Source organism: Janthinobacterium lividum (genome assembly GCF_034424625.1).
Taxonomy (GTDB): Bacteria; Pseudomonadota; Gammaproteobacteria; order Burkholderiales; family Burkholderiaceae_D; genus Janthinobacterium; species Janthinobacterium lividum.
In genome coordinates this window covers 2,890,926-2,916,862 of record NZ_CP139976.1, presented here as the reverse complement: position 1 = coordinate 2,916,862, position 25,937 = coordinate 2,890,926, and the positions used below count along the sequence as shown (strand labels likewise).

The following is a 25,937-nucleotide window of genomic DNA, read 5'->3' as shown; positions in this document are numbered from 1 at the left end:
ATAATAATGAATATTCTATTGCGCTTGCGGCTTGAATGGTACCGCAGCCGGGAGTGCCGAAAACCGTTCAGGGCAAGGCGCAGCGCCTTAATGTACGGCGAGGCGCTGCAACGCAGCCATGGGCGGTTTCTCGGCGCTCCGCTTCCCTTATACGTGTACCAGGGTGCCTTCGTCTTCACCCATGATGACGCGCATCAGCGCGCCCGGCTTGGTGATCGAAAACACCTTGATCGGCAGTTTCTGGTCGCGGCACAGGGCGAATGCCGTGGCATCCATCACTTGCAGGTGCTTGGCGATGGCGTCGTCGAACGTAATCGTGTGGAACAGGGTGGCGTTCGGATCCTTCTTCGGATCGGCCGTGTAGACGCCGTCGACCTTGGTGGCCTTCAGGACGATCTCGGCGCTGATCTCGGAACCGCGCAGGGCAGCTGCCGTGTCGGTGGTGAAGAATGGATTGCCGGTGCCGGCGGCGAAGACCACCACTTTACCTTCTTCCAGGTATTGCAGGGCTTTCGGGCGGACGTACGGCTCGACCACTTGTTCGATGCCGATGGCCGACATGACGCGCGCGGTAATGCCGACGTGGCGCATGGCATCGGCCAGGGCCAGTGCATTCATCACCGTGGCAAGCATGCCCATGTAGTCGGCGGTGGCACGGTCCATGCCTTGCGCACCAGGCGCGACGCCGCGGAAGATATTGCCGCCGCCAATCACGATTGCCAGTTCCACACCCAACTTCGCCACCTCGGCCACATCGGCCACCATGCGCTCGATCGTGGCGCGGTTGATGCCGTAGGGATCATCACCCATCAGGGCTTCGCCGGACAACTTGAGGAGGACGCGCTTGTAGGCTGGTTTTGACATGAGCTGGGGCTCCATAAATGAGGTTATTCGAGTATGACATGGCGCAGCGCCTTGCAGCGCCGGATAGGCGCGCGGGGCTGCCCATGCCGCCGCCCGGCACGACAGGTGCGGGCGGGCCAAAAAAACGGGCCTCTCGGCCCGCTTTACTTACGCTCCCTGGGAGGCAGCCATCTGTGCTGCGACTTCTGCTGCGAAGTCGTCTTGCTTCTTCTCGATGCCCTCGCCCACTACGTACATGGCGAAACCTTTGACGCTGGTGTTAGCCGCCTTCAGCATTTGCTCAACCGACAGCTTGTCGTTTTTCACGAAAGCTTGGTTCAGCAGGGAAACTTCTTTCAGGAACTTCTGTACGGAACCTTCCAGGCGCTTGGCCAGGATTTCCGGCGATTGCGCTGGCTTGCCTTCGGCGGCCGCTTTGGCTGCGTCTTCTTCGGCTTTCAGTTGTGCAACCGAACGCTCTTTTTCGATCAGTTCCGCAGGAACTTCGTTCGAGGACAGCGACACTGGCTTCATGGCAGCGATGTGCATGGCCACGTCTTTGCCGACTTGCTCATCGGCGCCGTCGAATTCGACGATCACGCCAATGCGCGAACCGTGCAGGTACGAAGCCAGCTTGTTGCTGGTTTCGAAACGCTGGAAGCGGCGGATGGTCATGTTTTCGCCGATTTTGCCGATCAGGGCAGCGCGCACGTCTTCCAGGGTCTTGCCATCGAGTGGCAGGGCCAGCAGGGCAGCTACGTCAGCCGGGTTGTGTTCTGCTACCAGACGGGCAGCGTTGTTGGCCAGTGCCAGGAAATCGTCGTTTTTCGCAACAAAGTCGGTTTCCGAGTTCACTTCGACCAGGGCGCCTACGCCATTGGCGATGTAGGTTGCCACGACGCCTTCAGCGGTGATGCGTGCCGATGCTTTCGATGCCTTGCCGCCCAGTTTGACGCGCAGGATCTCTTCCGCACGAGCCATGTCGCCATCGGCTTCGGTCAGTGCTTTTTTGCATTCCATCATTGGTGCGTCGGTTTTGCCGCGCAATTCGCCTACCATCGCTGCTGTAATCGCTGCCATGTGTTTCTCCTGATTCGGTGAGTCGATAGTCGCGGCCGGGCATGCATGCCTCGCCAGCGGTCACTATCGTTTTTTTGTTAAAAAAAAGGGGGAGCTGCTGCCACCCCTTTTCCCTTACTGCTGTGCTTACAAACGGCTATCTTGCGATAGCCTGGCCATTAAGCCTGTTCGTTTACTTCGACGAATTCGTCGCCAGCGGCTGCTTTAACCATTTCAACAACTTCGTTACCGGCAGCTGCACGGCCTTCGATGATTGCATCAGCAACACCGCGAGCGTACAACATGATGGCTTTCGAGGAGTCATCGTTACCTGGGATCACGAAGTTCACGCCTTCTGGGGAGTGGTTGGTATCGACAACGCCGATGACCGGGATACCCAGTTTAGCTGCTTCGGTGATCGCACCTTTGTGGTAGCCGACGTCGACGACGAAGATTGCGTCAGGAATGCCGCCCATGTCCTTGATGCCGCCGATCGATTTTTGCAGCTTGATCATTTCGCGGGAGAACATCAGCGCTTCTTTTTTCGACAGCTTCTCGATCGAACCATCTTCGATCATCACTTCCATGTCTTTCAGACGCTTGATCGAGGTTTTGATCGTTTTGAAGTTGGTCAGCATGCCGCCCAACCAACGTTGATCAACGAAAGGCACGCCAGCGCGTTGTGCTTCAGCAGCGATGATTTCGCGAGCTTGACGCTTGGTGCCAACCATCAGGATGGTGCCACGGTTTGCAGCCAGTTGACGCACGTGCTTCATTGCGTCCTGGTACATCGCCATGGTTTTTTCCAGGTTGATGATGTGGATCTTGTTGCGATGGCCGAAGATGAACGGTGCCATTTTTGGATTCCAAAAACGGGTTTGGTGACCAAAGTGGACACCGGCTTCCAGCATTTCGCGCATTGTTACGGACATTATTAACTCCAGGGTTGGGTCTGGAATCCGATCAGTCACCATACAGGCACCCTTGTCGACCGGATTCGCGTGTTTATATAAATTAAAGACACTGTTTTACTGCATTGCTTAAAAGAGAATTCAAGCAACCCGGGATTCTACACCGAAATGCCCGCCGCATCAAGTCCGCACTGCAAATCGCGCGCCCTGCGGAAACACCCAATGCACCATGCTGGTGCAAGGTGTGGCGCCGCCGTCTGCTGGCCGCCACTTCCCCCACAAATCCCTGCCCGGCCATAGGAAGGAGGCGGCGGATTCAGGGCGCCTCGTTTATAATTTCGACATATTTGCAGACTTTTTCCCATACAGCAGAAATCGTCTGTGCTTTTCACCTGAATTCTTGCAGATTGCGAAATACACCATGTCCACCATCCGTATCAATAGCGCCGCCGACATCGAAGGCATGCGCGTTGCCGGCAAGCTCGGCGCCGAAGTACTCGACTACATCACCCCCTTCGTCAAGGTCGGCGTCACGACCGGCGAACTGGACCGCCTGTGCCACGAATACATGGTCAACGTGCAGGGCACCATCCCTGCCCCGCTGAACTATTGCCCGCCCGGCTACACGCCGTATCCGAAAGCCATCTGCACCTCCGTCAACGACGTCATCTGCCACGGCATTCCCGGCGACAAGGTCCTCAAGAGCGGCGATTCCGTCAACCTCGACATCACCGTCATCAAGGATGGCTACCACGGCGACAACAGCCGCATGTTCCTCGTCGGCACACCGACCATCCTGGCCAAGCGCCTGTCGGAAATCACCTATGAGTGCATGTGGCTGGGCATCGACCAGATCAAGCCGGGCGCCCACCTGGGCGATATCGGCCACGCCATCCAGCAGCATGCCGAGAAGGCCGGCTACAGCGTGGTGCGCGAATTCTGCGGCCACGGCATCGGCAAGGTTTTCCATGAAGAGCCGCAAGTGTTGCACTACGGCAAGCCAGGCACTCTGGAGCGCCTGGAAGCGGGCATGATTTTTACCGTCGAACCGATGATCAACTCGGGCCGCCGCGAAATCCGCGAAATGAACGATGGCTGGACCATCAAAACCAAGGACCGCAGCCTGTCGGCGCAATGGGAACACACGGTGCTGGTGACGGAAACGGGCTATGAAGTGCTGACCGTCTCGCCCGGCATGCCGCCGCCGCCCGCCTTGATCGGCAATAAAGCCTGATTCATCAGGCTTGACCGCACCCCGACCCACCGCCACCCAGGGCCCAGATGAAAAAGCAAGTTCGGGAACAGCTGAAGCAGCAACTGAAAGCCGACCGCCAGGTCGTCATTGCGGCCTTCCAGGCCGACGGCAAGCCTGAAAAACTGCTGCGCAGCCTGCGCCACAGCGTCGACGGCGTGCTGGCGCGTGCCTGGCAGGAAGCCGGCTTGCCGCCCGGCACGGCCCTGGTCGGCGTGGGCGGTTATGGCCGCGGAGAACTATTTCCCTATTCCGACGTCGACCTGCTGATCCTGCTGCAACAGGCGCCCGATGCGGCCACGCAGGAAAAGCTCGAGGAACTGGTGCAACTGCTGTGGGATCTGGGCCTGGAAATCGGCCACAGCATCCGCACAGTGGATGAATGCATGGTCGAATCGAAGGCCGACATCACCGTGCAAACGAGCTTGCTCGAAGCGCGCCTCGTGTGCGGCAACGCGGACCTGTTCGCGCAATTGCAGCAGCGCTATGACGCAGCCATGGATCCGCAGGCATTCTTCCAGGCGAAAACGGCGGAAATGCGCCAGCGCCATGCCAAATACGAAGACACGGCCTTCAGCCTGGAACCGAATTGCAAGGAAAGCCCGGGCGGCCTGCGCGACTTGCAGGTGATCCTGTGGGTGGCCAAGGCGGCCGGCCTGGCGAACTCGTGGCGCACGCTGGCCACGGGCGGCCTGATCACCCTGACGGAAGCGCGCCAGCTGATGGAAAAGGAGCGCGCCTTCAAGGATATCCGCGTGCGCCTGCACCTGCATGCGGGACGGCGCGAAGACCGCCTCGTGTTCGACGTGCAGACGGCCATCGCCGAATCGCTGGGCCTGCAAGCGACGGGCAGCGGTCCGCACATGCGCCGCGCCAGCGAATTCTTGATGCAGCGCTACTACTGGGCCGCCAAGACGGTGACCCAGCTCAACACGATTCTGCTGCAAAACATCGAGGCACGATTGTTTCCGCAAGACGACGTGGCGGTGTCCATCAACGAACGCTTCAATGAAGTCAACAGCCTGATCGACATCAGCGCTGACGATACGTTCGAGCAATACCCGTCGGCCATGCTGGAAGTCTTCGTGCTGATGACGGAACGCCCCGCCCTGAAGGGCATGACGTCGCGCGCCACGCGGGCCCTGTGGCATGCGCGCTTCAAGATCGACGCCCCCTTCCGCCAGGATCCCGCCAACCGCGCCCTCTTCCTGCGCATCATGCAAGCCCCGGTGGGCATCATCCATGCGCTGCGGCGCATGAACGAGATGAGCATCCTGGGGCGCTACCTGCCGAATTTCCGCCGCATCGTGGGCCAGATGCAGCACGACCTGTTCCACGTGTACACGGTCGACCAGCACATTTTGATGGTGGTGCGCAACATGCGCCGCTTCACGATGAGCGAGCACGCGCACGAATACCCGTTCTGCAGCCAGCTGATGGCCGATTTCTCGCAGTCGTGGCTGCTGTACGTGGCGGCCCTGTTCCACGACATCGCCAAGGGCCGCGGCGGTGACCACTCGAAGCTGGGCGTGGCCGACGCCACCCAGTTCTGCCAGGACCACGGCCTGTCGGCGGAAGACACGGAACTGGTGGCTTTCTTGGTGGAAAATCACCTGACCATGTCGCAAGTGGCGCAAAAGCAGGATCTCTCCGATCCCGACGTCATCGCCGCCTTTGCGAAAGTGGTCAAGGACGAGCGCCACCTGACGGGCCTGTACCTGCTGACGGTAGCAGACATCCGCGGCACCAGCCCGAAAGTGTGGAATGCCTGGAAGGGCAAGCTGCTGGAAGACCTGTACAAGATCACCTTGCGCGTGCTGGGCGGCGAGCCGCACACGGCCGACCGCGAGCTGAAGAACCGCCAGCAGGAAGCGCTGGCCACCCTGCGCCTGTACGGCTTGCCGCCGGATGCCCACCTGAAACTGTGGCAGCAGCTGGACGTGGCGTATTTCCTGCGCCACGACGCGTCCGACATCGCATGGCAGACGCGCTCGCTGTATGACAAGCTCGACAGTAAGTTGCCGGTGGTAAAATGCCGGCTGGCGCCCATAGGCGAAGGTTTGCAGGTGGCCGTGTACATTCCCGACCAGCCCGACCTGTTCGCGCGCATCTGCAGCTATTTCGACCGCAAGAACTTCAGCATTCTCGACGCGAAGATCCACACGACAAAGAATGGCTATGCGCTCGATACGTTCCTTGTCACCGAGCAAAACTTCGCCAAGAGCTACCGCGACATCATCAGCCTGATCGAGCATGAACTGGGCGAACTGCTGCAGTCGCAAACGCCGCTGCCGCCACCGGGCAAGGGACGGCTGTCGCGCCTGTCGCGCACCTTCCCCTTCCAACCGACCGTGGATTTGCGGCCCGACGAGCGGGGCCAGTACTATTTGCTGTCGGTGGCGGCCAACGACCGCACGGGCTTGCTGTATGCGATCGCCAACGTGCTGACCAAGTACCGCATTAACTTGCACACGGCCAAGATCATGACCCTGGGCGAGCGGGTCGAAGACGTCTTCCTCGTCGACGGTCCCGCGCTCAACAATGCCCGCAACCAGATATTGCTGGAAACCGATTTACTCGATGCGCTAAAGGTTTGATGACCTCCCGCGCAGCGCCTACCTTTACTGAAACTGAAACAACATGACCGAAGAATTATTACGCTTGTCCAAACGCATGTCCGAACTGGGCCTGTGCTCCCGCCGCGAAGCCGATGAATGGATCGCGCGCGGCTGGGTCCGTGTGGACGGCAAGGTGGTGTCCGAACTGGGCAGCAAGGTCTACCCGAGCCAGAGAGTCACCGTGGAACGCCAGGCGGCGGCCGAGCAGTCGAAGCGGGTGACCGTGCTGATCAACAAACCGGTCGGCTATGTCAGCGGCCAGGCGGAAGACGGCTACACGCCTGCCGTGGCCCTGATCAAGGCGGAAAACCGCTGGGCGGAAGACCGCAGCCCGGAACAGTTCCACCCCACGCAACTGCGCAGCCTGGTGGCGGCCGGCCGACTGGACATCGATTCCGTCGGCTTGCTGGTCCTGACGCAGGACGGCCGCGTGGCCAAGCAGCTGATCGGCCACGATACCGATATCGACAAGGAATACCTGGTGCGCGTGAGCTACACCAAGGGCGGCACCCTGCCCGACAGCGAACTGAAAAAGCTCAACCACGGTCTGTGGCTCGACGGCAAGCCGCTGTTGCCGGCCAAGGTGCGCTGGCAAAACGAAGACCAGCTGAGCTTTACCCTGCGCGAAGGCAAGAAACGCCAGATCCGCCGCATGTGCGAAGCCGTGGGCCTGAAAGTGCTGGGCCTGAAACGCGTGCGCATCGGCAAGGTCAAGCTGGGCGACTTGCCGACAGGCCAATGGCGTTACCTGAGCGCGGACGAACAATTTTAAGCGGCGACATCTGGATGGCATGCCGCGCGGCGTGCCATTCCGCATAAGCAACAGGAATATAGTGATATAAAAACAATTATTGTGATTTACTTAGTAAATATTGCTTTAAACCTATACACTATTCCCCATTAGAACAAAAGAGATACGCTGTCGTGAACGATCCCATTCCCAATCCCCTGCGCAAAGGCGCGCCCAGCCTGGCTGACGTGGCCGAGCCGATGGCGCCCGGCACCAAGCCGCACCATATGAGCGATCCGTGGGATATCGGCGAAACCCTGTGCAGCCTGGCTGACAATGGCGACGCCATCTCCATCTACCCGACGGGCGGCGAAGACGTCATCATGGCGCGCATCCTGTCCGTCGACGACGACTTGCCGCAATTCGTGCTGGAACTCAATGAAGGCGCTACCCTGCCCGAAGGCGGTGCCACGTTTGTATCGTGGGTGCAAAGCGCCAAGCTGCAATTCACCATCAATGGCGAATGGCAGGCGTATCCCGAGCGGCCGAACGTGTATCTGACCAACTTCCCCAGCCATTGCCTGGTGCTGGAACGGCGCGAATCGACGCGCCTGGAAACGCCGCTGGGCGTGTACTACCTGGCCGCCTTCGTGCTCGAAGGTCGTCCGTATGAATTGCAGCTGTATGATTTCTCGGCCGGCGGCATCGGCATGCGCGCCCATCCGCGCGACACGGTGGGCCTGTACGTGGGGCGCAAGCTGTCGCGCGTGCGCCTGGAACTGGGGCCAAACAAGGTCATGATCGCCGACCTGGAAATCCGCCTGTCGCGCACCTTCCGCTCCTTCCTGCTGGGAGAACAGGTGCAGATCGGCTGCCGCTTCCTGAACCTGACGGATGCCATGCAGGATGAATTAAAGATGCTGCTGGATAACTTGGGCAGCAGCCGCAAGGTACGCTAGGTTTGCTTCAGGCATAAAAAATGGCCGCCCAGCTCATGCTGCGCGGCCATTGTTTTATCGTCGACTGGTATGCGGCGCCTAGTCGTCGTCGTTCGGATCCAACTCGGGAAACATCACTTCCGTATAGCCGAACTGGGTAAAGTCAACGATACGCATCGGATACAGAATGCCGTGCAAGTGGTCGACCTCGTGCTGCACCACGCGGGCATGGAAGCCGTCGCAGTCGCGGCTGATGGGCTGGCCGAACTGGTCCACGCCTTCGTAATGCAGTTCACTCCAGCGCGGCACGCTGCCGCGCAGGCCGGGCACGGACAGGCAGCCTTCAAAGCCCTCTTCCTTGCGTTCCGACAAAGGCGTCAGCACAGGGTTGATCAGCACGGTTTCAGGCACTTGCGGCGCGTCGGGATAGCGCAGGTTTTGCTTGAAGCCGTAGATCACCAGCTGCAGGTTGACGCCGATCTGCGGCGCCGCCAGGCCCGCGCCATTGGCCGCATGCATGGTGTCGAACATGTCGGCGATCAAGGCATGCAATTCGGGCGTGTCGAATTCACGCACAGGCTCGGCCATGCGCAACAAACGCGGATCGCCCATCTTGAGGATTTCACGTACGGTCATTTTACTTCCAGTGCCGATTGCAGTTCTTGCAAGTAAGTGCGGAAGGCCGCGCCCGTTTCCGGATGTTTCATGCCCATCGCCGTCGTTGCCTTCAGGTAGCCTAGCTTGGAGCCACAATCATAACGCTGCCCCTGGTAGCGGTAAGCCAGCACGCGCTCTTCGCGCATCAGGGCGGCAATGCCGTCCGTCAACTGGATTTCGCCGCCGGCGCCCGTGCCGATATTTTCCAGGTGGTTAAAGATACGGCTGGTCAGCACATAACGGCCCACCACGGCCAGGGTCGATGGCGCCTCTTCGGGCGCAGGCTTTTCCACAATGGCCGAGACCAATTCGAGGTCCGGCTGATAATTCTTTGCCGAGACAATACCGTACTGCTTGGTTTCCGCGCGCGGCACATCCTGCACCGCCAGCAGCGAGCAATTTTCATACTGGAAGACATCGGTCATCTGCGCCAGCACGGGGCGCACGCCCTCTTCCACATCCATGAAATCGTCGGCCAGCAAGACGGCAAACGGCTCGTCGCCGATCACGGGACGGGCGCACAGCACGGCATGCCCCAGGCCCAGCGGCGCCGACTGGCGTATGTAAATGCAATTGATGTGCTTGGGAATGACGTTTTGCACCATGTCGAGCAACTGGCGCTTGCCGGCCGCTTCCAGTTCCGACTCCAGCTCGTAGGCCGTATCGAAATGGTCTTCGATGGCGCGCTTGTTGCGGCCCGTGATGAAGATCATTTCCGTGATGCCGGCCGCCACGGCTTCTTCCACCGCGTACTGGATCAATGGCTTGTCGACGATGGGGAGCATTTCCTTCGGTTGCGCCTTGGTCGCTGGCAAGAAACGGCTGCCCAGGCCGGCGACGGGGAAAACTGCTTTTCTGATTTTTTTCATGGGTCTTCTGTAGTATTTTGAATGATTAGTCCTGCGCCAGCAGAGCCAGCAAGCCAGCCTCGTCGAGTATGGCCACACCCAGCTCCTGGGCCTTGGCCAGCTTGCTGCCGGCATCCGAACCGGCCACGACATAGCCTGTCTTCTTCGATACAGAACCGCTGACCTTGCCACCGGCCGCCTCGATCAGCTCCGCGGCTTCGTCGCGGCTCATGTTGGGCAAGGTGCCCGTCAGGACGAAAGTCTTGCCGTCCAGTCTGCCGCCAGCGGCTGGCATTTCAGGCAATTGTGACAGTAATTCATTTCTCAGGGCGTCCAGTTGACCAAGCAGCTTGACATTGCCCTCATCGGCCAGCCATTGCGCCAGCGATTCGGCCACGGCGGCGGGCAAGCCCGCATGGAAGCTGGCGCCTTGCGCAGCCAGGCTGGCCAGGGTCACGCCCCGCTCCACCAGCTGCTTGCTGCGCGGCTCCGTCAGCTTCGGGATGCCGATGGCGGCCAGCAAGGTGGTTTGTTCCAGCTGCGTGCGCAGCTTGGCGCTGGGCGCATGTTCGCCTTGCGGCGTGACACCCGCATCCAGCAATGCCTGCAGCGCCTGCTGGTTCTTTTCTTCCGCAAAGAAGTCGGCGATCGATTCGGCCACGGTGCCGCCGATGTCGGGCAGCACGCGCAGCAAGGCCGCCGGCGCTTTGCGTACATACGCCAGGCTGCCCAGCCATTCGGCCAGGGTCTTGGCCGTCGATTCTCCCACGTGGCGGATGCCCAGTGCGAACAGGAACCGTTCAAGCGGCGGGCGCTTGCTCGCCTCGATGCCGGCCAGCAGATTTTCCGCCCACTTGGTAGGAATCTTGCCTTGTTGCACTGTTTCAGGCGTCGAACCGTCGCGCTCGTCGGCGCGCACTTTCATTTCCAGCAGTTTATCCAGGGTCAGGCCGTACAAGTCGGCCAAGCCATGCACGTATTCCAGTTCGACCAGGGTATCGATATAACGTTCGCCCAGGCCTTCGATATCCATCATGCGGCGGCCCGCAAAATGGCGGAACGCTTCCTTGCGCTGCGCCGAGCAGAACAGGCCACCCGAGCAGCGGGCAATCGCCTCGCCCTCTTCACGCACCACGTGTGAGCCGCAGACGGGACACGCTTCCAGCATCTTGAACGGCAGCGGCGCCGGTTCCGGGCGCTTTTCCAGCACCACGCTCAGCACTTCGGGAATCACGTCGCCGGCGCGGCGCACGATGACGGTGTCGCCCACGCGCACATCCTTGCGCAGCACTTCATCTTCATTGTGCAAGGTGGCGTTGGTTACCGTCACGCCGCCCACGGACACGGGCGCCAGGCGCGCCACGGGTGTCATGGCACCCGTGCGGCCCACCTGGATATCGATGCCCAGCACCTGCGTCAGCGCTTCTTCGGCGGGGAACTTGTGCGCCAGCGCAAAACGCGGCGCGCGCGACACAAAGCCCAGTTCCTGCTGGTCTTCTGTCGCATTCACCTTGTAGACCACGCCGTCGATTTCGTAGGGCAAGACGGGCCGGCGCGCGCCGATATCGGCGTAGTATGCCAGCAAGCCCTGCGCGCCCTGCACCACCTTGCGCTCCTTCGACACGGGGATGCCCAGCGTTTCGTACCAGTCCAGCAAGGCCGAATGCGACACCGGCATGGCGGCGCCATCGAGGGCGCCGATGCCATACGCATAGAAACGCAGCTTGCGCTGCGCCGTGATGCGCGAATCGAGCTGGCGCAGGCTGCCGGCGGCCGCGTTGCGCGGGTTGGCGAATTCCTTCTGCCCCGCTTCGCGCTGGCGTTCGTTCAAACGGGCAAAATCGGCCTTGAACATCATCACTTCGCCGCGCACGTCGAGCACGGCAGGAATCTTGTCGCCATGCAGGCGCAGCGGGATGCCGGAAATGGTGCGGATATTCGCCGTCACGTCTTCGCCCGTGGCGCCGTCGCCGCGCGTGGCCGCCTGCACGAACAGGCCGTTTTCATAGCGCAGGTTGATGGCCAGGCCGTCGAATTTCACTTCGGCCGCATAGTCGACCTCTGCACCGTCAAGGTCCAGGCCTTCGCGCACGCGGCGGTCGAAATGGACGATATCGTCATCGGAGAAACCATTATTCAGCGACAGCATCGGCACCGTGTGCGTGACTTGCTCAAATTGCGGCAAGGGCGCCGCGCCCACGCGCAAGGTGGGCGAATCGGGCGTGCGCAGTTCCGGATGGGCCGCTTCCAGCGCTTGCAGTTCGACAAACAGCTTGTCGTACTCGGCGTCGGGGATGGTGGGATTGTCGAGCACGTGATAGGCGTGCAGATGCCGATTGAGTTCGGCCGTGAGTGCCAGGACGCGCTGGGCGGCATTCCGCGCTGCGGCGTCCTGGTTGATCGGATCAGTCATTGTTGCGGGATTCTTCAGCTAAATAAACGCAGGGCGCGGGTGGAGCCGGCCGGAATGTCGGCCGCGTCCATTTCCTGGTAAAACTCTTGCACCTGGCCGGCGATCTCGGCCAGCGCCGCATCGGACAAGGCCTGGTTGTAATCGTCGACGATGGTCGCGTCCAGGCGGCCCACCAATGCCTTGGCGCAGGCGACCATGGCGCCGAAGCCGTCGCGTGCAGGCGCCACGCATGGCACGTCCAGCAACAGGGTCAGGCGTGGCGTCGTTTCTTCGGCCAGGGTGACATTCGTCGACAGCGAGAACAGATAGCCGCCGTCGCCGTCCGGCATGACGAAACGGCCATCAGGACGCACGTCAAAGCCCTGTTTTTCCAACGCGAACAGCAAGGTGGAAATGGCCCATGGCGCGCCATTCGTGTGCAGGTTCACGCCCAGCTGGGCATCGTGACCGGCCACGAAACGGTGCAGATTGCGCGCTTCAGCCATCACTTCCATCATGTCGGGCACTTCCGGCTCGGCGCCGATCTCGTCGGCCACACCGCGCAGGCGCGTGACCAGTTCCGAGTATTCCAGTTCATTCAAGGCCGTGCTGCGGCTGGCCAGCTGCACGCCGCCCTGCATCTTGGTGTAGACACCGCCATGCGTGATCGGTTCCCAGTCGCCATTCACGTGCAAACCGATGAAGTGCACGGGCTTGTTACCCACCAGGCGCAGGGTTTGCAGCACGGGCAGGATCTTGTCCCCGCGCACGGGCGCTTCCAGCGACAGGGGCAGCAGGCAATCGATCAGCGGGTCGACCAGGCTGGTCGCCTGTTCGCTGGCGGCGCTGACTTCCTGCTGCGCCGGCGCGGCAGGAGCGGCGGGTGCAGGGTCGGCATCGGCCAGCGACGGTTCCGCATGCACGGGCGCGTCAGGTACGGGGGCCGCTGGCGGTGCGCCGAACGATGGTTCGGCCTTGGCGGCGGGCGCCGCGTCGAAGCGCGGCTCCTGGCGCAAGACGGGTTCCTGGGCTTCCACCGCGGGGGCGTCGCCCTCGCGCATCAGCACGTCGTCGTGGTCAGTGGAAAAAGCCCGTTCCACGCTTTTCTTGGCCTTGTATTCCTGCCATTTGTTATACGAGAAAACGCCGACGATAAAGACGCCGCCGGCGCCGAACAAGGTAATTTGAAGGTCTGTCATGCTGCTTGTGCCTCGGTTGCAAAATTTGCGGCGGACTCCATGTCCACCGCCACGATGCGCGATACGCCCTGCTCCTGCATCGTCACACCGATCAATTGATGGGCCATTTCCATCGCAATCTTGTTATGCGAAATGAAAAGGAATTGGGTCTGGTCGGACATGCGCTTGACCATGCGGCAGAAGCGTTCCGTGTTCGAATCGTCCAGCGGTGCATCGACTTCGTCGAGCAGGCAGAACGGCGCCGGATTCAGGCGGAACATGGAAAACACCAATGCGGTCGCGGTCAGCGCTTTCTCTCCACCCGATAACAGGTGGATGGTGGCATTTTTCTTGCCGGGAGGCTGCGCCATGACTTGTACACCGGAATCGAGAATCTCGTCGCCCGTCATGGTCAGTTTCGCCTGGCCGCCGCCGAACAGAATCGGGAACAGCTCGGAAAAGTGATGGTTGACCTTGTCGAACGTGTCTTGCAGCAAGTCGCGCGTTTCCTTGTCGATCTTGTGGATCGCGTCTTCCAGCGTATTGATCGCTTCCGTCAGGTCGGCATTCTGGGCATCGAGGAAATTCTTGCGCTCGGATGCCTGCGCCAGCTCGTCCAGCGCGGCCAGGTTGACGGCGCCCAGGCCCGTGATGGCATTCGTCAAACGCGTCACTTCGCCCTGCAGATACGACGGACGCATGTCCGGGTGCAATTTTTCCGTCAGGACAGCTTCATCGGCACCCGACTCCAGCAATTGCTGGGCGAATTGCTCCTGGTTCAGGCGCGCGGCCTGTTCCTTGAGCTGCATTTCCATGATCTTGTCGCGCTGCGGCTGCAGACTGCGTTCCGATTGCGTACGCGCATCTTCGGACAGGCGCAGCTGCTGCGTGATCTGATCGAGCTCATGGCGCGCATCGGCCAGCGCCCGCTCCTGCGTCGTGCGGCGCTCGAGCAAGTCCTGCAAGCCGTCGGCGGCCGCGCCGCTTTCCAGGTTGGCCAGTTCCAGTTCGCCCGCCTGCAGGCTGGCAGTCACTTGCTGGGCCTGCGTACTGGCCGTAGCGATGTTGCGGCGCAACTCCTCGATCTTCGCGCGCTGGGCTTTTTCCGCGTATTCCGTATCCTTGGCGGCCCGCTCCAGGTCGCGCAAGGCTTCGCGCGCTTCGGCCAGGCGCTGTTCCTTCTGCAGGAAGTCCGTATGGCCGTCTTCGTGCGCTTCCTGCAAGTTGCCCAGCTCCATGTCCAGCTGTTCGAATTTTTCTTCCGATTCCAGCTTGGTCTGCATCTGTTCCGCTTCCTGCGCGGCGATTTCGGCCAGATCGGCGCCGATCTGCGTGCTGCGCTGGTTGAAACGCGCTTCCACTTCCGACAATTTGACCACGTCGAGCTGCAAGGTATGCACGGACGCCGTCAGTTGCTGGATGCGCAGGCGCAGGTCGGACAGGTTGCGCGTCAAGGCCCCCACGGCCGCGTCGGCCCGTACGGAACGGGCGCGCGCCTCTTCGGCCAGCAATTGCTGGGCGCGCAACTGTTTGCCGATATTCTCGATTTCCTGCTGGCGGCCCAGCATGCCTTCCTGCTCCGAATCAGCCGCATAGAAGCGCACGCTGGTGGCCGTGACCACGTGACCGGCACGCGTGACGAAGTAGCCGCCTGGCGGCAATTTTGCGCGTTCGGCCAGGGCTTCGGCTGCGTCTTCCACGGCGTAGGCGTTGTACAGCCAATCCTGCAGCAAGCCGCGCAAGCCCGGATCATTGAGTTTGAGCAAGTTCAGGAACGGTTTCAGACCCGCCACTTCCGGCATCGGCAGCGGCGCCACGGTGGATGGCGCATACAGGGCCAGCTTGGCCGGCGGCGCGTCGGCAAAGAATGCCTTGGCCCAGTCGATGTTCGACAGTTGCAGGGCCGACGTGCGCTCGCGCAAGATCGATTCCATGGCCGCTTCCCAGCCCGCTTCGATCTGCAGCTTTTGCCACAGGCGCGGCAAGGTGTCGAGCTCGTGCTTTTTCAGCCATGGCTGAACCTTGCCCTGGGTCTGTACCCGTTCCTGCAATTGTTTCAAAGCGGAAAGGCGCGCTTCCAGCTGGGCGTTGGCGGCTGTTTCGGCATTGACTTGCGCCTGCGCCTCCATCCGTTCCTGCTCCAATTTGGGCTGCTGCTCCAGCGCCTCTTCCAGGTAGAAACCCTGTTCTTCCAGCGTTTGCTGCTTTTCTTCCAGCTGCAGTTTCAGGTTTTCCAGATGGCTGCTGTCGGGCAAACTCAGGCTGTTCTTTTCATGCTGCAGGCGCTCGCGGCGGCTCAGGAGACTGGCCAGGATGTTCGAGGCGTTGCGCTGGTGTGCCGATTCCAGTTCCAGCTGCTGCTGGGCCTGCATGATCCGCGCGCGCGATTCCGTGCTCTTGTTTTGCGCGGCGCGCCAGGCGGCGTCCAGCTCGGGCAATTGCTCGCCCTTCTGCTCCGCCATCATTTGCGATTGCTCGACCTTGGCAGCCAGCTCTTCGAGATGAAATTCCGCCTCTTCGATCTGTTCCTGGTATTCGCCGCCTTGCTGCGTCCACTGGTCGCGCTGGGCCGTCAAGGTCGCCAGCTGCGCCTGCAGGCGCGCGCGCGATTCGATGACGAACTTGATCTGCGCTTCCAGGCTGCCGATTTCCGCATTCGTCTGGTACAGATGGCCTTGCGCCGTGTGCAAACGGTCGCCCACAGCAAAGTGCGCCTGGCGCATCTGCTCCAGGGTCAGCTCGACGTTGCGCAGCTTGGCCGTCTGCTCTTCCAGGTCCGTCTGCGCCTGTTCCACTTCGCGGAAATAGCGCGTCTGCTCGTTTTGCGCCTCGTTCTTGCGCAGCAACCACAACAGTTTCTGTTTTTCTTCCTGGTCCGCCTGCAAGGCGTGGAAACGGGTGGCCACGGCCGCCTGCGCTTCCAGCTTTTCCAGGTTGGCATTGAGTTCGCGCAAGATGTCTTCCACGCGCAGCAAATTCTCGCGCGTGTCCTGCAAGCGGTTTTCCGTCTCGCGGCGGCGTTCCTTGTATTTGGAGACGCCGGCCGCCTCTTCCAGGAAGACGCGCAATTCTTCGGGGCGCGATTCGATGATGCGCGAAATCATGCCCTGGCCGATGATGGCGTAGGCGCGCGGACCGAGGCCCGTGCCAAGGAAAATATCCTGGATGTCGCGCCGGCGCACGGGCTGGCCATTGATGTAATAGGTGGACGTGCCGTCGCGCGTCAGGGTGCGCTTGACGGCGATCTCGGCGTACTGGCCCCATTGGCCCGAGGCCTTGCCATCGTTGTTGTCGAATACCAGCTCGACCGAGGCGCGGCCGGCCGGCTTGCGGTGCGTGGAACCATTGAAAATGACGTCCTGCATCGACTCGCCGCGCAGTTCCGACGCTTTCGATTCGCCCAGCACCCAGCGCACGGCGTCGATGATGTTCGACTTGCCGCAGCCATTCGGCCCGACCACGCCCACGAGCTGGCCTGGCACCTGGAAATTGGTGGGATCGACGAAAGACTTAAATCCCGACAACTTGATGGAAGAGAGACGCACGTGTTTTAGAGTTCCTGGCCTATGCTGGCGGTTATATTATGGGTGAACCCGGTTCATATTCACTTCAGATGCACCATCGCGGCGGCTGTCTGGCCATGCACCGCAAAAAAAGTGGTTCATCATACCATTTCCTGATGCTTTTCTGGCCAAAAAACCGTGGCGCCAGGCGCCAGCCTGCCCCGCATCATGGGGCTGGGCGGCCATCCTGTGCCAGTTTCCAGTCTTCGCGGGAAAAAACACGCTCATGGCCGGACAGCACCAGGGCCAGTTTTTGCAGCCATTGCTCGGTCGGCATGGGTTCGGCCTTGAAGCTGAGCACCACCATCAGCACCAGGCTGGCCAGGGCCAGCGCATGGCTGACGGCGAAATTGACGGTGCCGCGGGCATTCCACATGAAGCCCAGCGCCAGCGCCAGGCCCAGCACGCAGCCGCTGACGGCTTCCGACACGCTGTGCGCATGGACGACCACGCGGGAAATAGCCACCAGCACGGCAAACGCCACGCCGACGAGCACGCCGGCATGGCGCCAGCGCGGTGCGGCCCGCTGCAGCAGCACATACATCAGCACGGGAAACACGGCGCCGGCGCGCATGGCGTGGCCGCTGAAACCCGTAAAATCGAGCACGCTGCTGCCCACACCCCAGCTCATGAAGGCCAGCTTCGACAGCACCACGAGGGCCAGGCCGCCGCCGTACCACAGGCTCCAGCTCAGTACCAGGCGCCACTGGCGCGAAACGAGCAGCCACAGGGCGATCGCCACGCCAGCCGGCCCCATCACGGCCATATCGGCCGCAAAAGAAATTCCATTCCACCAAGTCATCGTGCCTGCACTTATTTCATGATCAGCTTGCACTATGCCACGACTCAGTGCTGTTCCGCGCGGCTTTTGCTGTGCTGCAGCGAAGAATTACATTCGATTACAAAATTTCCACGCCGAAACCATCCGCCGGGCATTGCAAGGCACGCGTCAGATATTCGTCAAGCGCTTGCCCTTGGGCGGCGCAAAGTCGCGGATCGATTCGATCATCCCCACTTCCAGCGCCTGGTCGGCCGTCAGATGCAGGTCGGAATACGCGTGCACCTGCCACTGCTCTTCCGTCAGGTTGACGTGGCCGCGCAGGATGCGCTCGGTGCGCATGTCGTCGGCGCGCAAGCCCTCCACGATGATGCTGAGCGCGTCGGGGCGCGATCCGGGCGAGGCTGTCGCATGCGACTTGTGCACCATGAAGCGGGCCGTGTCGCTGGCGTGGCGGTGCCGCCCCGCCAGGAACAGGGTGACGGCGATGGACGCCACGGCACCCGCATTGTAGGTAATGATGTCGAGCGGCAACTTGCTGAGAAAGTTGTACAGACAGATGCCATCGCTGACATAACCGCCGTTGGACTGGATCAAAATGTGCGCGGTGGTAAGCTTGTCTTCCGTGATGTCGGCCACGGCGTTGAAGACGCGCCGCACCATATCGCTGTTGACGTCGCCCGAGAGGGTAAAGTAACCATGCTGCTCGGTGTTGTTTTGCGTCTCGCTTTGTGTAGTGTTCATGGCAGGCACCCGCAAGAAAGCCAGGATTTCATCATAGCGCATTCCCGCGTGGCCGGGCGCCCTTTTGCACCGGGCCAGCGCCCCTCCCAGCCCCGCAAACCGGGGCTTTTGCTGCAATTTGGCAACGTCTTTTCAGATTGACAGAAACACCCTGCTGGCATATATTCCTCCCACTTGATCGGGAGAGGGCAAACCAGCGTTGCCGCCGAAGGGGCACTACCCAAAAACTCTCAGGCAAAAGGACCGATCAGGCGGACTGAAGCTGTTGCTTTGGCGACACGTTTCAGCTCAACTCTGGAGAGCGGCCGCGGCTATTGCCGGCGGCCCACCGAAGGGGCGCACGGGGCAAGCCCCCGTAATCTCTCAGGTACAAAGGACAGGGGGGTCAGTGATCACGCTGGAAAGCCGTGTTTGGCTATTCTATGTTTTGTTAACTCCCCTTTTACCTTCGTCCCGAGGAATCCATGACGCTCAAAGCGACCCCACTCAATAACGCCCACCGTGCCCTCGGCGCCCGCATGGTCGATTTCGGCGGCTGGGACATGCCCGTCAACTACGGCTCGCAAATCGAAGAACACAATGCCGTGCGCGGCGACGCCGGCATGTTCGACGTGTCCCATATGTGCGTGGTCGATATCGAAGGTCCGAACGTGCGCGCTTTCCTGCGCGGCTTGCTGGCCAACAACGTTGACAAGCTGCAAGTGTCGGGCAAGGCGCTGTACTCGTGCATGCTCAATGCCGAAGGTACCGTCATCGATGACTTGATCGTCTACTTCTTCAATGAAAACTGGTTCCGCCTGGTCGTCAACGCGGGCACGGCGGAAAAAGACGTGGCCTGGATGCAGCAGCAAAATACCAGCACCAACAGCGGTCTGACGATCACCCAGCGCCGCGACGGCAATGACGCCATGGCGCTGGTCGCCGTGCAAGGCCCGAACGCCCGCGCCAAGGTGTGGCAAGTACTGCCGGAAACGCAAGCGGCCTCCGAAGCCATCAAGCCATTCAACGTCGTCATCGTCAAGGACACGGCTTTCGGCGAAGTCATGCTGGCGCGCACCGGTTACACGGGCGAAGACGGCTTTGAAATCGGCGTGGCCGCCACCCAGGTGGAAGCGCTGTGGAACGCCCTGGCAGCGGCCGGCGTCAAGCCGGCGGGCCTGGGCGCGCGCGATACCCTGCGCCTGGAAGCGGGCATGAATCTGTACGGCCAGGACATGGATGAAACCGTCAACCCGCTCGACGCGGGCCTGGCGTGGACCATCGACCTGGTCAGCGAGCGCGACTTCATCGGCAAGGCCGCCCTGCTGGCCAAAGGCCAGAACGCGCAATTCGTGGGCCTGATCCTGCGCGAAAAAGGCGGCGTGCTGCGCGCCCACCAGAAAGTCATCATCGCCAGCAGCGAAGCCACGGGCGAAATCACCAGCGGCACCTTCAGCCCGACGATGCAGGAAGCGATTGCCCTGGCGCGCGTGCCGAACGGCGTGAACGTGGGCGACACCGTGCACGTGGAAATCCGCGGCAAGCAGCTGGCCGCTTCCGTTGTCAAGCTGCCTTTCGTGCGTAACGGTAAAATCCTGGCTGCGTAAGCGTATTAGAGCCGCCCGCAAGACCGTACAACCATAATCAATAACGAACACTTACCATCTGGAGCCACACATGAACATTCCTGCAGAACTGAAGTACACCGCTTCCCACGAATGGGTACGCCTTGAAGGCGACGGCACGATCACCGTCGGCATCACCGAGTACGCGCAGGACGCCCTGGGCGACATCGTCTTCGTCGAACTGCCAACCGTGGGCAATACCTACGGCGCCGGCGACGACGCCGCCGTGGTGGAATCGGTCAAGGCAGCGAGCGACATCTACGCGCCGATCGCCGGCGAAGTCGTGGCCGTCAACGACGACGTGGTCAACTCGCCTGAGTCGATCAACGCCGACGCCTATGCCAACTGGCTGTTCAAGATCAAGCCAGCCGACGTGTCGGCCCTGGACGGCTTGCTCGACGCTGCCGCCTATGGCGCCGCCACCGGCGCGTAATCGCGTTTGACTCACGGGCCGCAATCGCGGCCCGTTTGCATTTTTTCTGCGCTGCGTCCGCGCGCCGCATCCCGGTTTTTCAGTCTTTTTTGGCCTCTATATCATGACCCGCACCAGCCTGACCCAACTCGAAGCACGCGATGCCTTCATCGCCCGCCACATCGGCCCTTCTGCCACCGAACAGCAAGCCATGCTGGCGACCCTCGGCTATCCATCGCGCGCCGCGCTGATCGACGCCCTGGTACCGGCCAACATCCGCAACAAGGGCGCCCTGCCCCTGGGCGCGTACTCGCAGCCGATGCCGGAACAGGAAGCCCTGTCGCGCCTGAAAGCCATCGCCGGCAAGAACCAGGTACTCAAATCCCTGATCGGCCAGGGCTACTACAACACGTTCACCCCTGGCGTCGTGTTGCGCAACATCTTTGAAAACCCGGCCTGGTACACGGCGTACACGCCATACCAGCCAGAGATTTCGCAAGGCCGCCTGGAAGCGATTTTGAACTTCCAGCAAGTGATCACGGATTTGACCGGCATGGGCATCTCGAACGCCTCGATGCTGGACGAAGGCACGGCCGCCGCCGAAGCGATGACCCTGATCCAGCGCGTGGGCAAGTCGAAGTCGAACGTGCTGTACGTCGCCAACGACGTGCTGCCGCAAACGCTGGAAGTGGTGCAGACGCGCGCCCAGCCGATCGGCATCGAAGTGCGTACCTTCGACCCGGCTGAAATCGAGTCGCTGGACGCCTGCTTCGGCGTGCTGCTGCAATACCCTGGCGTGAACGGCGTCGTGCGCGACTACCGCGCCGGCGTGGAAAAACTGCACGCGAACGGCGCCATGGTCATCGTCGCGGCCGACCTGCTGGCCCTGACCATGCTGACGCCGCCGGGCGAATGGGGCGCCGACGTCGTCGTCGGCAACAGCCAGCGCTTCGGCGTGCCGCTCGGTTTCGGCGGCCCGCACGCAGGCTATCTGTCCACGCGCGATGAATTCAAGCGCAATATGTCGGGCCGCCTGGTCGGCGTGACCGTCGATGCGCAAGGCAACAAGGCGTATCGCCTGGCCCTGCAAACGCGCGAACAGCATATCCGCCGCGAAAAAGCGACCTCGAACATCTGCACGGCACAAGTGCTGCTGGCCGTGATGGCCTCGATGTACGCCGTCTACCACGGTCCTGCCGGCCTGCTGCAGATCGCCCAGCGCGTGCACCGCTACACGGGCGTGCTGGCCGCCAACCTGAAGACCCTCGGCTATGGCGTCGTCAACGCGAGCTACTTCGACACCCTGACCATCAATGTCGCCGATGCGGCGCAACTGCACGCGACGGCCATGCACCACGGCGTCAATCTGCGCAAGATCGACAATACCCATGTCGGCGTGTCGCTCGATGAAACCACCACGCGCGACGATATCGCGCTGCTGTGGAAAGTGTTCGCGCACGGCCTGGTCAACGCGCCTGCCGCGCCTGACCTGGACAGCGTGGAAGCTGGCGTCACCAGCGCCCTGCCGACACAGCTGGCGCGCGAGAGCGCCTACCTGACCCACCCCGTCTTCAACAGCTACCACTCGGAACACGAAATGCTGCGCTACCTGCGCAGCCTGGCCGACAAGGACCTGGCGCTGGACCGCACCATGATCCCGCTCGGCTCGTGCACCATGAAGTTGAACGCGACGAGTGAAATGATTCCCGTCACCTGGCCCGAGTTCTCCAACATCCACCCGTTCGCTCCCGATGCGCAAACGGTCGGCTACCGCGAGATGATTTCGCAGCTGGAAGAGATGCTGTGCGCGCTGACAGGCTACGCGGCCGTCTCGCTGCAGCCGAACGCCGGCTCGCAGGGTGAATACGCGGGTCTGCTGGTGATCAAGGCCTACCACGAATCGCGCGGCGAAGGCCACCGCAACATCTGCCTGATCCCGTCGTCGGCGCACGGCACCAACCCGGCATCGGCCAACATGGTCGGCATGCAGGTGGTCGTCACCAGCTGCGACGCCAACGGCAACGTGGACCTGGCCGACCTGAAAGCGAAAGCGGAAAAGCACAGCGCCAACCTGGCCTGCGTAATGGTCACCTACCCATCCACCCACGGCGTGTTTGAAGAAGGCATCCAGGAACTGTGCGAGATCATCCACTCGCACGGCGGCCAGGTCTACATCGACGGCGCCAACATGAACGCGCTGGTCGGCGTGGCCGCTCCCGGCTCGTTTGGCGGCGACGTGTCGCACCTGAACCTGCACAAGACCTTCTGCATCCCGCACGGCGGCGGCGGACCAGGCGTGGGCCCGATCGGCGTCGGCGCCCACCTGGCGAAATTCCTGCCGAACCAGCGTTCCTCGGGCTACCAGCGCGATGCTGCCGGCATCGGCGCCGTCAGCGCCGCGCCATTCGGCTCGGCCAGCATCCTGCCGATTTCGTGGATGTACATCGCCATGATGGGCGCGGAAGGCTTGACGGCCGCGACCGAGACGGCGATCCTGGCGGCGAACTACATCGCGCGCCGCCTGGCGCCGCACTACCCCGTGCTGTACTCGGGCCACGACGGCCTGGTCGCGCACGAGTGCATCCTGGACCTGCGCCCGATCACGGACGCCACCGGCATCAGCAACGAAGACGTGGCCAAGCGTTTGATGGACTTCGGTTTCCATGCGCCGACCATGAGCTTCCCCGTGCCGGGCACCCTGATGATCGAGCCGACGGAAAGCGAATCGAAAGTGGAAATCGACCGCTTCATCGACGCCATGATCGCCATCCGCGCGGAAATCGCCAAGGTCGCCAGCGGTGAATTCGACCACGACGACAACCCGCTGAAAAACGCGCCGCACACGGCACAGGTGCTGATGTCGGACAACTGGGAACGCAAGTACAGCCGCGAGATCGCTGCCTACCCCGTCGCTTCCCTGCGCCAGCGCAAATACTGGCCACCAGTCGGCCGCGCCGACAACGTGTACGGCGACCGCAACCTGTTCTGCGGTTGCGCGCCTATCAGCTCGTACGAAGAAGAGTAAGCGCCGGGCGCCCGCTTCCGCGGGCGTGTCGACGACAAGAAGGCAGGCCACGCGGCCTGCCTTTTTTTATGCCTGCACATCCACGTAGGTCGGATTAGCGCGCAAGCGCGTAATCCGACACATGGTTGGTGCTTGTGGCGATGTCGGATTACGCTCCGCTAATCCGACCTACAACGTGACAACGCTACAACGCCAGCAAGGCAGCGCCCGGCAACCCCAGCACGGTGCCCAGCATCGTCAACAGCACGACATCGCGCCGCTCGCAGCGGGCGCGGTGCGAACTCCAGGCGGCAAACAGCAGTGCGACAGCGACGCCGCTGAGCGAAATACCCACTTCCGTCATGTCCGCTCTCCCCGCAGATGCGGCGCAGCCGCCATTGTTACGTTCATCATCGTCGTCATCCTTTGCCTTTATTGAGTTAGCTACCTATCGGTAGGTAGTCAGTGTACAATAAAAAAGACGGCAATGTCCATGCCGTGTTTTTTGACGATACAAAGGAAGCGCAATGCAGCAGCAAACCCCTCTTCCCGCCGCCAGTCTCGGGCTGGCGGCTTCCCTGGCCCTGGTCGCCGTGCTCGGTCCGGCCGGCATCGACATGTACCTGGCCTCGATGCCCGCAATGGCGCGCGAGCTGCACACCTCGTATGCAAATGTGCAGCTGAGCCTGACCGTCTTCCTGCTGGCCCTGGGCGGCGGGCAGCTGCTGTGCGGCCCGCTGACCGACATGCTGGGCCGGCGCCGTCCGCTGCTGGCCGGCATCGCCGTGTACATTCTTGCCGCCGTATGGGCATCGCAGGCGGATCAATTGAACACCCTGCTGCTGGCGCGCACCCTGCAGGGCCTGGGCGCGGCGCTGACCCTGGTCGTCGTGATGAGCATGGTGCGCGACGTGGCCGATGGCGTGCAGGCGGCGCAGCTGTTTGCCCTCCTGATGACCATCGTGGGCCTGGCGCCCGTGCTGGCGCCGGCCGTGGGCGGCTTGCTCGACGCGCATTACGGCTGGCGCGCTGTGATGCTGGCCCTGGCCGCGCTCGGTGTCTTGACCCTGCTCAATAGCGCGCTGTTCCTGCCGGAAACCCTGCCAGCGTCCAGGCGGGTCCCGCCGCGCGGCATGCACCGCACGTATGCCCGCATCGCGCTGGATCGCGCCTTCCTGCTGCCCGCGCTGGCCCTGTCGGCCACATTCTTTTTCCTGTTTGCCTATATCGGCGGAGCGTCGCTCGTGTACCAGCGCGACTTCGGCCTGTCCGCCGGCAGTTTCGGCCTGGTGTTCGGCGCCACGGGCGTGGCCGTGCTGCTCGGTGCGATGGCCAGCGGTTGCCTGGTGGAAAAGTATGGCGTGGCGCGGTTGAGCGTGACGGGCAGCGCGGCCATGCTGGGCGGCGCGGGACTGGCCCTGCTCGGTGCCTGGGCGGGAGCAGGCATCGCCGCCGTCGTGCCGGGCATGTTCGTGGCCCTGTTTGGCCTGGGCATCGCGGAAGCGGCGCTGATGGCCATGGCCATGGGTTCCCAGCAGCGCGCGCTCGGCTCCACGGCCGCCCTGCTGGGCGCCATCCAGATGACCTTGTCGTCGCTGGCCACGCCGCTGGCGGCCAGCCTGTCAGAATGGGGGCCATTGCCCTGGCTGCTGTTCTTGACCGTGGCCGGCCTGCTGGTATCATGGCTGACCCTGGCTACTGCGCGCGTCCATCCGGTCCATGCCAGCAGCCTCGGAGCGCACTGACGCCTCACTCACACTCACCCCAATGATGAAAAAACGCTCGGCTTCGGCCGATAACATCTGTGCCGTTGCCGTCGTGCACTTTTCGGAGCACGGCTACGATGCCTCGTCCCTTAGCGACATCGCCGGGCAGGCGGGCATGCGCAAGGCTTCGCTGTACTCGCACTTCGCCGGCAAGGATGCCCTCTTCCTCGACGTCTTTGCCGATGCCCTGGCCGAAGAGCAAGCCTTCATGGATGCCTGTTTCGCCGATGAAGCGGCGCTGGCGGCCACGGCCGGCAGTGCTCTGGCCGGCTCCCTGTACTGCGACCGCATGGCGCAGCGCTATGCGGACTCGGCCCACCTGCGCTTTTTGCTGCGCACGGCGTATTTGCCGCCCGCGCCCCTGCGCATCGAAGTCGGCACGGGCTACGAAGCCTTGCTGGCGCAGTTGCAGCAGCACTACGTGGCCAGCCTGGGCCGCATGGCACCCGCGCTGCCGCCGCAACGCGTCGACCTGTATGCGCAAGCCTATCTGGGCATCGTCGACAGCCTGCACGTGGAGCTGATCTACGCGGGCGGCGCCGCGCTGCAGCAGCGCCACGCGGCCTTGTGGCAGATATTGTCTGATTCGCTGGCGATGGCCACGCGACATGGCTGAGCAAGTGGCCTGCAACACCCACAT

20 protein-coding genes and 2 riboswitches are annotated in these 25,937 nt (G+C 62.0%); of the genes, 9 read left to right on the top strand and 11 right to left on the bottom strand.

All coding sequences use genetic code 11. The features are described 5' to 3' along the window. Positions 1-147: 147 nt before the first annotated feature. From pyrH to rpsB, 3 genes are all read right to left on the bottom strand, one after another. The gene (gene pyrH / locus U0004_RS13280; RefSeq protein WP_034752258.1) at positions 148-864 is read right to left on the bottom strand and encodes a UMP kinase; all 717 of its coding nucleotides are present in this window, start codon (positions 862-864) and stop codon (positions 148-150) included. A gap of 147 nt (positions 865-1,011) precedes the next feature. Next, complete coding sequence (gene tsf, locus U0004_RS13275; protein WP_034784153.1) at positions 1,012-1,923, bottom strand: translation elongation factor Ts; 912 nt, start codon at positions 1,921-1,923, stop codon at positions 1,012-1,014. Between the two features lie 158 nt (positions 1,924-2,081). After that, complete coding sequence (gene rpsB / locus U0004_RS13270) at positions 2,082-2,834, bottom strand: 30S ribosomal protein S2 (protein ID WP_010397614.1); 753 nt, start codon at positions 2,832-2,834, stop codon at positions 2,082-2,084. 400 nt (positions 2,835-3,234) lie between these two features. On the opposite strand from rpsB, the gene map reads away from it, so the two are divergent. From map to U0004_RS13250, 4 genes are all read left to right on the top strand, one after another. After that, positions 3,235-4,047: a type I methionyl aminopeptidase gene (map, locus tag U0004_RS13265; protein WP_070257392.1), complete on the top strand. Its 813-nt coding sequence runs from the start codon at positions 3,235-3,237 to the stop codon at positions 4,045-4,047. 47 nt (positions 4,048-4,094) lie between these two features. Next, complete coding sequence (locus tag U0004_RS13260; protein WP_070257393.1) at positions 4,095-6,662, top strand: [protein-PII] uridylyltransferase; 2,568 nt, start codon at positions 4,095-4,097, stop codon at positions 6,660-6,662. A gap of 43 nt (positions 6,663-6,705) precedes the next feature. Continuing rightward, entirely contained in the window at positions 6,706-7,455 is a 750-nt protein-coding gene (locus U0004_RS13255; protein WP_034752263.1) for a pseudouridine synthase, read from the top strand. A 152-nt stretch (positions 7,456-7,607) separates the two neighbouring features. Then, the gene (locus U0004_RS13250) at positions 7,608-8,372 is read left to right on the top strand and encodes a flagellar brake protein (protein ID WP_080753528.1); all 765 of its coding nucleotides are present in this window, start codon (positions 7,608-7,610) and stop codon (positions 8,370-8,372) included. A 78-nt stretch (positions 8,373-8,450) separates the two neighbouring features. Here U0004_RS13250 and def read toward each other — a convergent pair whose 3' ends face one another. From def to U0004_RS13215, 7 genes are all read right to left on the bottom strand, one after another. Continuing rightward, positions 8,451-8,987 carry a peptide deformylase gene (def, locus tag U0004_RS13245; RefSeq protein WP_034784158.1) on the bottom strand — a complete coding sequence of 179 codons (537 nt, stop codon included), beginning with the start codon at positions 8,985-8,987 and terminating at the stop codon, positions 8,451-8,453. Next, positions 8,984-9,877, bottom strand: coding sequence for a UTP--glucose-1-phosphate uridylyltransferase GalU (gene galU / locus U0004_RS13240; RefSeq protein WP_034784160.1), 894 nt, complete (start codon positions 9,875-9,877; stop codon positions 8,984-8,986). The genes def and galU overlap by 4 nt, the downstream gene beginning before the upstream one ends. 25 nt (positions 9,878-9,902) lie before the next feature. Continuing rightward, on the bottom strand, positions 9,903-12,269 hold the full coding sequence (gene ligA / locus U0004_RS13235; RefSeq protein WP_070257394.1) for an NAD-dependent DNA ligase LigA: 2,367 nt from the start codon (positions 12,267-12,269) through the stop codon (positions 9,903-9,905). A gap of 14 nt (positions 12,270-12,283) precedes the next feature. Beyond that, positions 12,284-13,447, bottom strand: coding sequence for a cell division protein ZipA C-terminal FtsZ-binding domain-containing protein (locus U0004_RS13230; RefSeq protein ID WP_070257395.1), 1,164 nt, complete (start codon positions 13,445-13,447; stop codon positions 12,284-12,286). Beyond that, complete coding sequence (gene smc / locus U0004_RS13225) at positions 13,444-16,971, bottom strand: chromosome segregation protein SMC (protein ID WP_071653689.1); 3,528 nt, start codon at positions 16,969-16,971, stop codon at positions 13,444-13,446. The genes U0004_RS13230 and smc overlap by 4 nt, the downstream gene beginning before the upstream one ends. Before the next feature lie 184 nt (positions 16,972-17,155). Next, positions 17,156-17,791, bottom strand: a complete 636-nt coding sequence (locus U0004_RS13220; protein ID WP_230521963.1) for a phosphatase PAP2 family protein — start codon at positions 17,789-17,791, stop codon at positions 17,156-17,158. A gap of 147 nt (positions 17,792-17,938) precedes the next feature. Then, entirely contained in the window at positions 17,939-18,511 is a 573-nt protein-coding gene (locus tag U0004_RS13215) for an ATP-dependent Clp protease proteolytic subunit (protein ID WP_070257426.1), read from the bottom strand. A 169-nt stretch (positions 18,512-18,680) separates the two neighbouring features. Continuing rightward, positions 18,681-18,767: riboswitch (glycine riboswitch) on the top strand. 28 nt (positions 18,768-18,795) lie between these two features. Then, positions 18,796-18,901, top strand: a riboswitch (glycine riboswitch). Between the two features lie 74 nt (positions 18,902-18,975). On the opposite strand from U0004_RS13215, the gene gcvT reads away from it, so the two are divergent. The 3 genes from gcvT (at position 18,976) to gcvP (ending at position 23,552) form a co-directional block, all read left to right on the top strand. Continuing rightward, positions 18,976-20,097 (top strand): glycine cleavage system aminomethyltransferase GcvT, encoded by a 1,122-nt coding sequence (gene gcvT / locus U0004_RS13210; RefSeq protein WP_070257398.1) that lies wholly within the window; start codon positions 18,976-18,978, stop codon positions 20,095-20,097. Positions 20,098-20,167: 70 nt separating this feature from the next. Next, a complete protein-coding gene (gcvH, locus tag U0004_RS13205) occupies positions 20,168-20,548 on the top strand; it encodes a glycine cleavage system protein GcvH (RefSeq protein ID WP_070257399.1) in 381 nt (126 codons plus the stop codon). A 103-nt stretch (positions 20,549-20,651) separates the two neighbouring features. Continuing rightward, on the top strand, positions 20,652-23,552 hold the full coding sequence (gene gcvP, locus U0004_RS13200; protein ID WP_070257400.1) for an aminomethyl-transferring glycine dehydrogenase: 2,901 nt from the start codon (positions 20,652-20,654) through the stop codon (positions 23,550-23,552). A 184-nt stretch (positions 23,553-23,736) separates the two neighbouring features. Here gcvP and U0004_RS13195 read toward each other — a convergent pair whose 3' ends face one another. After that, positions 23,737-23,895 carry a hypothetical protein gene (locus U0004_RS13195; protein WP_161789584.1) on the bottom strand — a complete coding sequence of 53 codons (159 nt, stop codon included), beginning with the start codon at positions 23,893-23,895 and terminating at the stop codon, positions 23,737-23,739. Between the two features lie 163 nt (positions 23,896-24,058). Here U0004_RS13195 and U0004_RS13190 point away from each other — a divergent pair, with 163 nt between their 5' ends. Both U0004_RS13190 and U0004_RS13185 read left to right on the top strand, forming a co-directional pair. Beyond that, complete coding sequence (locus U0004_RS13190; RefSeq protein WP_070257401.1) at positions 24,059-25,276, top strand: Bcr/CflA family efflux MFS transporter; 1,218 nt, start codon at positions 24,059-24,061, stop codon at positions 25,274-25,276. 22 nt (positions 25,277-25,298) lie between these two features. Further along, positions 25,299-25,913, top strand: coding sequence for a TetR/AcrR family transcriptional regulator (locus tag U0004_RS13185; RefSeq protein WP_081345688.1), 615 nt, complete (start codon positions 25,299-25,301; stop codon positions 25,911-25,913). Positions 25,914-25,937 lie beyond the last annotated feature (24 nt).

Bases quoted from the DNA above. Each gene is read 5' to 3' on its own strand.
- gcvP (WP_070257400.1), top strand. From the start codon at position 20,652: ATGACCCGCACCAGCCTGACCCAACTCGAAGCACGCGATGCCTTCATC.
- map (WP_070257392.1), top strand. From the start codon at position 3,235: ATGTCCACCATCCGTATCAATAGCGCCGCCGACATCGAAGGCATGCGC.
- rpsB (WP_010397614.1), bottom strand. From the start codon at position 2,834: ATGTCCGTAACAATGCGCGAAATGCTGGAAGCCGGTGTCCACTTTGGT.
- U0004_RS13195 (WP_161789584.1), bottom strand. From the start codon at position 23,895: ATGACGGAAGTGGGTATTTCGCTCAGCGGCGTCGCTGTCGCACTGCTG.
- U0004_RS13185 (WP_081345688.1), top strand. From the start codon at position 25,299: ATGATGAAAAAACGCTCGGCTTCGGCCGATAACATCTGTGCCGTTGCC.
- galU (WP_034784160.1), bottom strand. From the start codon at position 9,877: ATGAAAAAAATCAGAAAAGCAGTTTTCCCCGTCGCCGGCCTGGGCAGC.
- def (WP_034784158.1), bottom strand. From the start codon at position 8,987: ATGACCGTACGTGAAATCCTCAAGATGGGCGATCCGCGTTTGTTGCGC.
- U0004_RS13220 (WP_230521963.1), bottom strand. From the start codon at position 17,791: ATGACTTGGTGGAATGGAATTTCTTTTGCGGCCGATATGGCCGTGATG.
- U0004_RS13190 (WP_070257401.1), top strand. From the start codon at position 24,059: ATGCAGCAGCAAACCCCTCTTCCCGCCGCCAGTCTCGGGCTGGCGGCT.
- gcvT (WP_070257398.1), top strand. From the start codon at position 18,976: ATGACGCTCAAAGCGACCCCACTCAATAACGCCCACCGTGCCCTCGGC.
- U0004_RS13215 (WP_070257426.1), bottom strand. From the start codon at position 18,511: ATGAACACTACACAAAGCGAGACGCAAAACAACACCGAGCAGCATGGT.
- U0004_RS13260 (WP_070257393.1), top strand. From the start codon at position 4,095: ATGAAAAAGCAAGTTCGGGAACAGCTGAAGCAGCAACTGAAAGCCGAC.
- gcvH (WP_070257399.1), top strand. From the start codon at position 20,168: ATGAACATTCCTGCAGAACTGAAGTACACCGCTTCCCACGAATGGGTA.
- U0004_RS13230 (WP_070257395.1), bottom strand. From the start codon at position 13,447: ATGACAGACCTTCAAATTACCTTGTTCGGCGCCGGCGGCGTCTTTATC.
- U0004_RS13255 (WP_034752263.1), top strand. From the start codon at position 6,706: ATGACCGAAGAATTATTACGCTTGTCCAAACGCATGTCCGAACTGGGC.
- ligA (WP_070257394.1), bottom strand. From the start codon at position 12,269: ATGACTGATCCGATCAACCAGGACGCCGCAGCGCGGAATGCCGCCCAG.
- pyrH (WP_034752258.1), bottom strand. From the start codon at position 864: ATGTCAAAACCAGCCTACAAGCGCGTCCTCCTCAAGTTGTCCGGCGAA.
- tsf (WP_034784153.1), bottom strand. From the start codon at position 1,923: ATGGCAGCGATTACAGCAGCGATGGTAGGCGAATTGCGCGGCAAAACC.